The sequence below is a fragment of the Streptomyces sp. NPDC058086 genome (assembly GCF_042885015.1).
Taxonomy (GTDB): domain Bacteria; phylum Actinomycetota; class Actinomycetes; order Streptomycetales; family Streptomycetaceae; genus Streptomyces.
The window spans coordinates 1-8,791 of the sequence record NZ_JBHVST010000200.1; the positions used below are offsets into that span (position 1 = coordinate 1).

Consider the following 8,791-nt stretch of genomic DNA (forward strand, 5'->3'; position numbering starts at 1 on the left):
GGCTGAACGGGTGAGGGTCGCACGCCCGAGGCGAGGGCGTGTAAGCCGTACGGGTGACATTGGTCCGGCGTTGGCCTGCTCGCGCGGGTACTGCCACAACGTCGGCGCAGCACGCCCTGAGGGCGTGAGGGCACCAAGACGCAGCCAGGCCCCGGACGGGTGGCCGTCCGGGGCCCTGAGGCACCGCTGGGGCTGTTAGCTAGCCCGCCTGGTTCAGAAGGCGTGCGCCATCAGCTCCGCGAACAGCGCGTGCTCGTCGACCTCGAGGCCCCGCGAGCGGAACCAGCCGCAGATGTTGGCGCAGTCGCGCTGGAGGAAGTTCATCCCGTTGAGGTTGCCGACGAGGTCGACGATCTGTGGCAGGTCGATGATGACCAGCCGCTCGCCCGCCGCCAGGATGTTGTACGCCGAGAGGTCGCCGTGCACGACGCCGTTCTGCACCATCGTCGCGAGCGCGTCGGTGAGCTGCTCGAAGTACGCCGCCAGCAGCTCGGGTGAGGGTCGGGTCTGGGCGAGCCGGGGCGCGGTCTGGACGGCGCCGTCCTCGTCGACGACGGTGATCCACTCCATCAGGATCTCGGTGCCGTCGATCTGGACCGGGTAGGGAACCGGCAGCCCGAGGTCCCAGAGCCGCACCAGCGCACCCCACTCGGACACCGCCCACTCGCCGGCCGCGACCTGCCGGCCGAAGGTGCTCTTCCGCTTGAGGGCCCGCTCGTCACGTGAGCGCTTCATCGAGCGGCCCTCGGTGTAGGAAGCGGCGCGGTGGAAGGTCCGGTGCTCGGGAGAGCGGTACCGCTTGGCCGCCATGACCACGCCTGAGGCGGGGTCGAGCGGGTCGGCGCGCTCGACGAGGTGGACGTCGGCCTCCTTGCCGGTCTTGAGGACGCCAAGCTCGGTGTCGATCGCGCCCTGTGAGGTCACTACCCAGTCCGGGAGCGGCTCGGGGCCTCGGCAGAGGGGTTCGACGCTGAGCCAGGTCGACCAGCGCTGGCCGTCCTCGAGGTCATCGTAGGAAATGAAGTCGAAGACGAACCGGTCGTCGACGTCGCCCAGGTCGTCCGGCGGCGGGACATATCGGTAGGGGACGGTGATGATGCCGTCAGGAAATGCCGGGTGCTGAGGGTGCTGCGAGAGATCGTCGTGAGACATCGCTGGAGGTGCTCCATGAGGCGAGAGAGAGGCGGTCTGCGGGCAGGCCGAGGACAGTCGTAGTCACGGTCGTGCCTCCTCTCGTGGAGCACCGGGCAGCTCCCGGTGTCTCGCCCATGGTGAGGGGCGGACACGGGGAGCGGCAACCGAATAAAGTCGGCCCGCATCGAGCGGCCCCAGCGGTGCCGTAGGTTTCCGGCGTGATCCTCCGTACCGGGCTCGTCCCGGTCCTGCTTGGACTGACGCTGGCCGGGTCGTTGCCGGCCGGACCCGCGGTTGCCGAGCGGGCCCCGACGCCCGGTGCGAGCGGGATGGGAGACCCGTACTTCCCACAGGACGGCAACGGCGGCATCGACGTGCCGCACTACGACGTCCGGGACGGCTACTCCTTCCGCACCGGGCGGCTGCACGGCCGGACCGTCCTCGATGTGCGCGCCACCCAGGACCTGTCGCGCTTCGACCTCGACTTCCTGCTGCAGGTTCTGCTCGTTGCCATCCGGCAGCCGAGCGGCCATCGCCTGAATCGACTTGCGCCGCCCATCCAGCATCAACCCGCGCAGACAGCAGTCGCCCTTGGCCCGCTGGTCCGCGGAACCGAGGCGAATACCTCCGCCACGAACTCCGCCAAGTCACTCCGCAGACCCTCAACCCGCTGCCCCACGGTCTCCAACGTGCTCCTCACGAGCACCGACCGGAAGACCTAACGGAGTCCTAATAGAGGGTGCAGAGTTTGCGCTGGTCAGAGCCGCGTCCGCCCAGGCCCGCTGGCGCGATCGCGTCCACGCCGGGTGGTTGCATCACGTCAACTGGTACCACGGCATGACGAGGGCCCGACCGACATCCGGTCGGCGCCCTCGTTGCCCAGGTGGGCGGCTGCGGAGGATGCGAGGTTCGAACACGTGAGGGGTTGCCCCCACATGCTCGTTCGGGTGTCCGACGGGGTGTGTATGGGTTCTGACCTGTGAGTTTGCGCTTCGTGTGGCTCTGTCCGTGCGGCGGCGGACAGGAGTGAATGCAACCAGAACTGCAACCACCGGGTCGTAGGGCGTTCGCCCTTGCGGGGGCGTCTTGTCCAGGGCATCAGCTCACGCGATCGCTCACGCCCGCCAGTCGGTTGGCCGGCGTCCGGCCTGAAGCATCAGGCCGAGGGGGCCACGGACCGCCGGGCAGGCATGTCTCGCCCGGCCGCGGATGCCGTGGCGTCCGGAGCCGGGCCACAACCACCTTCTCCGAGGCCGGGCTCCTCTGCGCGACGCAGACGCCGTGCAGCGCGTTGGCGCCGGTAGCCGCGCATGGCCTCCTCGCGCCAGGCAGCGAAGGTGGGATCGCACAGCGTGTCACGGAATCGGCCGATTCCCATCCACCGCAGCACGGCCCCGGACCGGTCCAAGGGAAAGTAGGTCTCCCCGGGCCCGGTGCTGCCCGCGTCCGGCTCACCGGACGGCTCGGGCGTCCATCCCAGGGCAGTGACCGTGTCCATGGAACGCAGACTCCCGAAGACGCCCGGCATCTGACGGGCCTGCCGTCCCAGGTCCAGGTACTCCACCTGCACCGGCCCGGTGTCGTCGCTCGCGTCCAGGGACGTGGTCAGATCCCCGCCCAGCTGCCCGGCGCGCCCCAGCACGACCTTCTCCTGCATCAGCACCTTGCCGGTGCCGTGCAGCCGGATGTGCGTGCCACGGTGGGTGGCGATCTCGTCCGAGACCACGAACGGCATGCCCGCCCAGGTCAGGACACCTCCGTCGCCCACGTCGGCGTCAATCGTCCAGGACGACGGAGCATCGCCTTCGTAGGCGACTGTGCCGGTCGTCTCCACGACGTCGAGCCAGGCACCGGGAGCGACGTCCACCTCGATGCGGACGTCGTCACCAGACAGCAGCAGCGCCCGGGTGGCGATCAGGCCCACCCTGGCTCCGTCGGCGTCCTGGTCCATGATCCGTACCGTCAGGTGCCCGGTCGCGTGGTGGACGCGGCTGCGGCTCTCCCTGGGCGTGACGCTTAGGCGGGTCGGGCCGGTCACGCGCCCTGCCCAGCTTGCGCCGGAGCTTGGTCGCGCGAGTGGGTGGTGCCGTCGGCGTGGGTGTGCGTGTGACCGCCCTCGCCGTCCTGGGCGGCGTGGAAGTGCGGGGCCATGGGGCCGGGGTCGACGGGGGTGTGGTCGCCGGTGCGGTAGTGGGCGAGGGTTTCGCGGACCCAGCCGGTCAGCATCCGGATGGACGCCTCGTCGTGCCGGGACAGCGCAACCACCGGGGCGCCTTCGCGGGCCTCGCGGCCCTCGCGCGCCATGCGCTCGACGTCCACGCCCACGTACTCGCCCAGGTCGGTCTTGTTGATCACGAGCAGGTCGGCGCGGGCGATACCGGGACCGCCCTTGCGTACGACGTCACCGCCGCCGGCGACGTCCAGGACGAACAGCTGGGCATCCACCAGAGCCGGGGAGAAGGTCGCGGTGAGGTTGTCGCCGCCGGACTCGATGATGACCAGGTCCAGAGGGCCGAAGTCGGCCTCCATGTCCTCGGCTGCCAGCAGGTTGGCGGTCACGTCGTCGCGGATCGCCGTGTGCGGGCACGCGCCCGTCTCCACCGGGCGGATCCGCTCGGGGTCCAGCACCCCGGCGCTCTTGAGGAAGCGCGCGTCCTCGTCGGTGTAGATGTCGTTCGTGATGACACCCAGGCGCAGCTCGTCGGAGAGGGACTGGCACAGCGTCGCGATCAGCGAGCTCTTGCCGGTGCCGACGGGACCGGCTACGCCCAGGCGCATGGCGCGGGTGGGGGCGGTGGCGTTCTCAGGCACTGAAGAGTCTTTCTGTGGTGGTGTCGTGGGTCTCGGCCCAGCGCTCGATGAGAGGGGCGCCGTGGGCAGGGATCTGTTCGGGGGTGTGCAGGCAGGCGACCTGACCGGCCATCTCGTCGATGTCCGGCAGCAGGTCGTTCACCCACGCGGTGATGAGCAGCGGGTCTTGCGGCTCGAGTTTGAGCAGGGCTGCCGTCACGGTCTGGGCGTCGTCGTACCCGACCAGGCGGGCCAGGTCGGCGGGGTCCATCCCGGCGCGGTGGGCGAGCAGGCCCAGCACGACCGGGCGCGACCAAGTGCGCGCGCGAGCGTCGACGGGGCCGGGCCAGAGCGTCTGCAGGACGCGCAGATACCCGCGCCCCAGGCGCCGCCCGTTGGCCCTCAGCGCCTGGCTGGGGGTCCGGGCGGCCCAGGCGGCCTCGACCTCGGCGAGGTCGCCGCCGCCCGCTGCCACCGCACGTGCGACGACGGCGGTTCCCGCCTCCACGCGGGTGACCGTGCGGAGGCGGGAACGCAGGTAGGCGGGAACCTCGGCAGATGTCGTGCCGGCCCGCAAGGCCGGCTCCAGACCGGCGGACTGCGTGTGTCCACCGGACGGGAGCCGGGCGTCACCCAACAGAGCGAGCAGGAGTGAAGAGGTGCTCACAGGTCGCCTCAGAAAAGCAGATAGCGCTGGGTGAGCGGCAGGCTCTGCGGCGGGTCCGGCTGGTCGAGGTACCAGAAACCCCTACGGCCTGGGTGCTCTGTGAGGCCGTGCCCCTGCACCGGGTCGACCCCCGGGATCTCCACCGCGATCGTGAACTGGGTCGGGTGGATGTCGATCTCGAAGCACTTGCCGTTGAAGACCATGTCCTCCTTCTCGACGTCCTTGACCGGCTTGGCGCCCTTCAGCTCACGCCGCAGGCCGAGGGTGTCCCTCAGGGAGTTCTTGAACACGCCCGTACCCCCCACCGTGTCGTACGGGTCAGGGTCGGAGGCCGGCGGGTTGAGGGCCTTGTCCGAGACGAACGAGTAGGACACCTGGGAGGCGATCGCGTACGCCATCGCCGGGCGCAGGAAGGTGGGCTGCGGGGTGGACACCGAGCCGTTCGGGTCGCCCAGGTTGCCGAGCACCATGGCGCCGCCCTTGATGACCACCTCGGGCCGTACGGCGAAGAACCGTGGGTCCCACAGCACCAGGTCGGCCAGCTTGTCCACCTTCACTGAACCGACGTACTCATCGATACCGTGGGCGATGGCGGGGTTGATCGTGTACTTGGCCACGTAGCGCAGAGCACGGGCGTTGTCGCCAGCCCCCTGCTCGGCCTGGTAGAAGAAGTTCGCGTCCTTGAAGGTGTTGTAGCTCCACTCCTTCATGACGTGCGCGACCTGCCAGGTGCGGGTCACGACCTCGCCGATGCGGCCCATGGCCTGGGCGTCGGAGGAGGTGATGGACATCGCGCCCATGTCGTGCAGTACGTCCTCGGCGAACATTGTCGTGGAGCGGATACGGGAGTCGGCGAACGCCTGGTCGTTCTCGTTGGCCAGATCCAGGTGGTGGACGGAGGCCAGCATGTCGACGTGCTCGGCCACGGTGTTCACCGTGTATGGCAGCGTCGGGTTCGTCGAGGCGGGCAGGACGTTCTTCTTGGCAGCCACCTTCAGGATGTCGGGGGCATGCCCGCCACCGGCACCCTCGGCGTGGAAGACGTGGATGCCGCGTCCGGCGATGGCATCGATGGTGGTCTCGATGAAACCGGTCTCGTTGAGGGAGTCGGCGTGCAGGGCGACCTGCAGGCCCCAGTACTCACCGGCTTTCAGAGCGGCGTCCAGAGCTGCCGGGGTGGCCCCCCAGTCCTCGTGGATCTTGTAACCGCCGGCACCCGCCAGTGCCTGCTCGTCCAGGCCATCCTTGCTGACGGTGTTGCCCTTGCCCAGCAGCATGACGTTGACCGGCAGGTCGTCGAAGCTGCGGTGCAGGTTCACCAGGTGCTGCGGGCCGGGGGTCACGGTGGTCGCCTTGGATCCCTCAGAGGGGCCCACGCCACCGCCGATCAGGGTGGTGGTCCCGGTGGCCAGGGCCTCCATGACAGCTGAGGGGGAGATGTAGTGCACATGGGTGTCGACGGCGCCGGCGGTGAGGATCTTGCCCTCGCCGGAGATCACGTCCGTGGTAGGACCGAGCTCCAGCCCGGGGGTGACCCCGGTCATGACGTCGCTGTTGCCGGCCTTGCCGATCGCGACGATCTTGCCGCCCTTGATACCGACGTCGGCACGCACGACGGCGTGCTTGCTGGCGCTCTCACCCTGGACGAGGCTTGCCAGTTCCTGGGCGGGGGCGACGTCCAGGATGATCACGTTGGTGATCACGGTGTCGGGCGCGCCCTGCGTACTGGTGGTGGTGCCCTGCAGCATGGACTCGCGGATGGTCTTACCACCGCCGAAGATCGCCTCGTCGCCGCCGAAGGTCAGGTCGTGGGTGACCTCGATCCAGAGGTTGGTGTCGCCCAGGCGGACCTGGTCGCCTACGGTCGGGCCGTAGGACTTCGCATACTTCTCGCGGGTGATGGTCGTCATTGCTTTCCTCCAGCTGGGTGTACGAGGGCCCTGTCAGTCGAGGTCGACGTCGCCGGACTGCTTGTCCTTGCGTAGGCCCGGAACGCGCCGTCTCCCGCCGATCTCCACGACGTCGATCTTGTCGCTGGGCGAGTTCTCGGGGCTGAACCGCTTGGAGTCCCCCGGAGCGACATCGAGGCGGTATCCCCAGGGGGCCTGTCCCGGCGTCTTCGACCGGTCGTGCGCCAACCGGCGGGCCGCGGCGATCTGCTGAGGCCGCGAGAGCTGGGGGTCCGTCAGGGCAGCCTCGGCATGGTCGGCGGCGTTCCTGTCAGTGAAGAACAGCAGGTCCTCGTTGACGTCGGCCAGGTGGATGTGCGAACCGATCTGGATGGCGCGGTCACCGACGTTGAGCACGTAGAGAGTGGCCTTGGCGCCTTGGGAGTTGAGCACGTGATCCGTGGCCGGCATGACCCACATTCCTCCCACCTCGTACTCGGAAAAGTCGTAGGCCGTGCTCGGATCCAGGGCAGAGGGCTTGGGCAGAGGCTGTCCGAGCGCCGGGCCAGGACCGGGCGGCGTGGGGACAGGCTGTGTGACCGGAAACGTGACCGGCGCAGGCTGCGTGGGGAAAGGCTGCGTGGTCAGCGGCTGGAAGTAGGGCATGGGTTCGTCCTTAGCGGATCGGGTTGTAGAGGGTGACGAGCTTGCGGCCGTCGGGGAAGGTCGCCTCGACCTGGAGGATGTCGAGCATCTCGGGCACGCCCTCCATGACGTCGGCACGCGTGAGGACTCCCTCTCCCTCGCCTTTGGTGTCGCCCTGCCGCTGTTGTAGGGGAATGCTGGCGTCGCTCATCATCTGGTCGACGGTGTGGCTGCCCGCCCGGGCTTCCTCGATGACCCAGCAGCTGATGTAGGCCACGGCCTCGGGGTAGTTCAGCTTGATGCCGCGTTCCTTGCGGTAGCTGGCGAGCATCCCGGCCACGCTCAGCAGCAGCTTTTCCTGCTCTGAGGGAATCAGGTGCATCCGTGCTCCTCGGTGGTGGTGATGGTGCCCTGGCCCCGGGCGGGTCAGGGTTCTCATGCGCCCCGGCTCGAGACAGGCCGCCAGGACGGCTCCGTCGGGACCGGGGACCGGCACATAGGTCTTGTCGGCGAAACTCCTGCAGGGTCGCGGTGCCATGAGTTCAGCGGCGCGACCGGACCGCGCCCGCACACCTCCTGGTCGAGGCCCCTCAACAGGCACCTTGCGGTGGCGTGACGGGCAATGAGGTGATCTCGTCCCACAGGAGGACGCGTGGTCTTACCGCCAGGACTCGGGTCGGGCAGGCCCGCCGCAGCCGAGGCCGGACGGGCTGGGGGGCACGACGGGCACCTGGCCGGGCCGGAAGTCCGGGGCGATGCCGGTCAGGACAGGCCGCCGGGACCGGCCGCGCCGTGCGGGTGCCCGGTCCCGCCCAGGCCACGCACGGTGAGGGAGGCAAGCGGTCGCGCCTCGTCGCTGCGTCCCGTGGCTGTGGTGGCGGGTCATGCCGGCCCTGAACCGCTCGTGGCTGCCTGCATGGCTGCGGAGTACCCCGACAGCGCCAACATCCCGGCCGGCGTGAACGCGTCCCCGGAGGCGGATGCCCCGGCAACCCGTCGAGCCGCGTGCGGACTTCATGCAAAGGTTCCCCCTGCGTTGGCGCATGCCGGACACGTCTCGGTTCACGAGACGGCGGTCAGCCGCCTGCAGCAGCCAAGCACTGCAGCACCATATAGCGGAATTTGAAACTATATGCACCGATATTGAAAATAACGTCCGCTTTTGAGCCATATGCATAAGGAATCGAGGGAGTGGCCGGGCAGGACGGCACATCTGGGCCTCGGCGGCCGACTGCGCTGGCGGGAGATGGTCGGCGAGAAGACACTCCTTCCCGAGGCCCCGGGACAGGAAGAGGACGACGAGATCACCTTCGCCGAGCACGCCGTGCCACGCGGCCGTGGGGAAGAACGGTCTTGGTCGAAGATCTTGCGGTTTCTGAGACGAGATGGCGGGAGAAGCCCATGCCCGACCGTCGGAGGAAGTTTGCGTACCGGCTTCGGAAGGTGGCGGGGCCAGCTTCCTACAGCCGTGGACGGTTGATCGGATTCGCGGCTACAGGAGTCGCGGCGGGCGATGTCGCGTACACCTCGAGGCCAGTCCCATCCCTTGTTCTTCGCAGGGAATCCCGGTTTTCAGGCCGGGCGGGAATGCGATCCTCGGCCCGGAGGCGCGAAGCGCCGGAGTTCTCTGCGCCTTTGTGGTGACGGTCAGGCTGGGCGCTTCTGG

7 protein-coding genes and 1 pseudogene are annotated in these 8,791 nt (G+C 68.9%); all 8 read right to left on the reverse strand.

All coding sequences use genetic code 11. The features are described 5' to 3' along the window. Nucleotides 1–213: 213 nt before the first annotated feature. Nucleotides 214–1,152, reverse strand: coding sequence for a serine protein kinase RIO (locus ACFVWD_RS56160; RefSeq protein ID WP_389606751.1), 939 nt, complete (start codon nucleotides 1,150–1,152; stop codon nucleotides 214–216). 464 nt (nucleotides 1,153–1,616) lie between these two features. Next, a pseudogene (locus ACFVWD_RS56165) lies at nucleotides 1,617–1,813 on the reverse strand (transposase); the annotation flags it as partial. A 477-nt stretch (nucleotides 1,814–2,290) separates the two neighbouring features. Beyond that, nucleotides 2,291–3,085 carry an urease accessory protein UreD gene (locus ACFVWD_RS56170; protein ID WP_389606752.1) on the reverse strand — a complete coding sequence of 265 codons (795 nt, stop codon included), beginning with the start codon at nucleotides 3,083–3,085 and terminating at the stop codon, nucleotides 2,291–2,293. An 83-nt stretch (nucleotides 3,086–3,168) separates the two neighbouring features. Then, nucleotides 3,169–3,912, reverse strand: coding sequence for an urease accessory protein UreG (gene ureG / locus ACFVWD_RS56175; RefSeq protein ID WP_389606758.1), 744 nt, complete (start codon nucleotides 3,910–3,912; stop codon nucleotides 3,169–3,171). Nucleotides 3,913–3,937: 25 nt separating this feature from the next. After that, entirely contained in the window at nucleotides 3,938–4,591 is a 654-nt protein-coding gene (locus tag ACFVWD_RS56180) for an urease accessory protein UreF (RefSeq protein ID WP_389606753.1), read from the reverse strand. 8 nt (nucleotides 4,592–4,599) lie between these two features. After that, entirely contained in the window at nucleotides 4,600–6,501 is a 1,902-nt protein-coding gene (ureC, locus tag ACFVWD_RS56185; protein ID WP_389606754.1) for an urease subunit alpha, read from the reverse strand. Nucleotides 6,502–6,534: 33 nt separating this feature from the next. Next, complete coding sequence (locus tag ACFVWD_RS56190) at nucleotides 6,535–6,951, reverse strand: urease subunit beta (protein WP_389606755.1); 417 nt, start codon at nucleotides 6,949–6,951, stop codon at nucleotides 6,535–6,537. A gap of 205 nt (nucleotides 6,952–7,156) precedes the next feature. Beyond that, the gene (gene ureA / locus ACFVWD_RS56195; RefSeq protein ID WP_389606756.1) at nucleotides 7,157–7,507 is read right to left on the reverse strand and encodes an urease subunit gamma; all 351 of its coding nucleotides are present in this window, start codon (nucleotides 7,505–7,507) and stop codon (nucleotides 7,157–7,159) included. Between the last annotated feature and the right edge of the window lie 1,284 nt (nucleotides 7,508–8,791).

Coding starts and splice junctions, on each gene's coding strand:
- ureG (WP_389606758.1), bottom strand. CDS start 3,912: ATGCGCCTGGGCGTAGCCGGTCCCGTCGGCACCGGCAAGAGCTCGCTG.
- ureC (WP_389606754.1), bottom strand. CDS start 6,501: ATGACGACCATCACCCGCGAGAAGTATGCGAAGTCCTACGGCCCGACC.
- ACFVWD_RS56190 (WP_389606755.1), bottom strand. CDS start 6,951: ATGCCGGCCACGGATCACGTGCTCAACTCCCAAGGCGCCAAGGCCACT.
- ureA (WP_389606756.1), bottom strand. CDS start 7,507: ATGCACCTGATTCCCTCAGAGCAGGAAAAGCTGCTGCTGAGCGTGGCC.
- ACFVWD_RS56160 (WP_389606751.1), bottom strand. CDS start 1,152: ATGTCTCACGACGATCTCTCGCAGCACCCTCAGCACCCGGCATTTCCT.
- ACFVWD_RS56170 (WP_389606752.1), bottom strand. CDS start 3,085: ATGGACCAGGACGCCGACGGAGCCAGGGTGGGCCTGATCGCCACCCGG.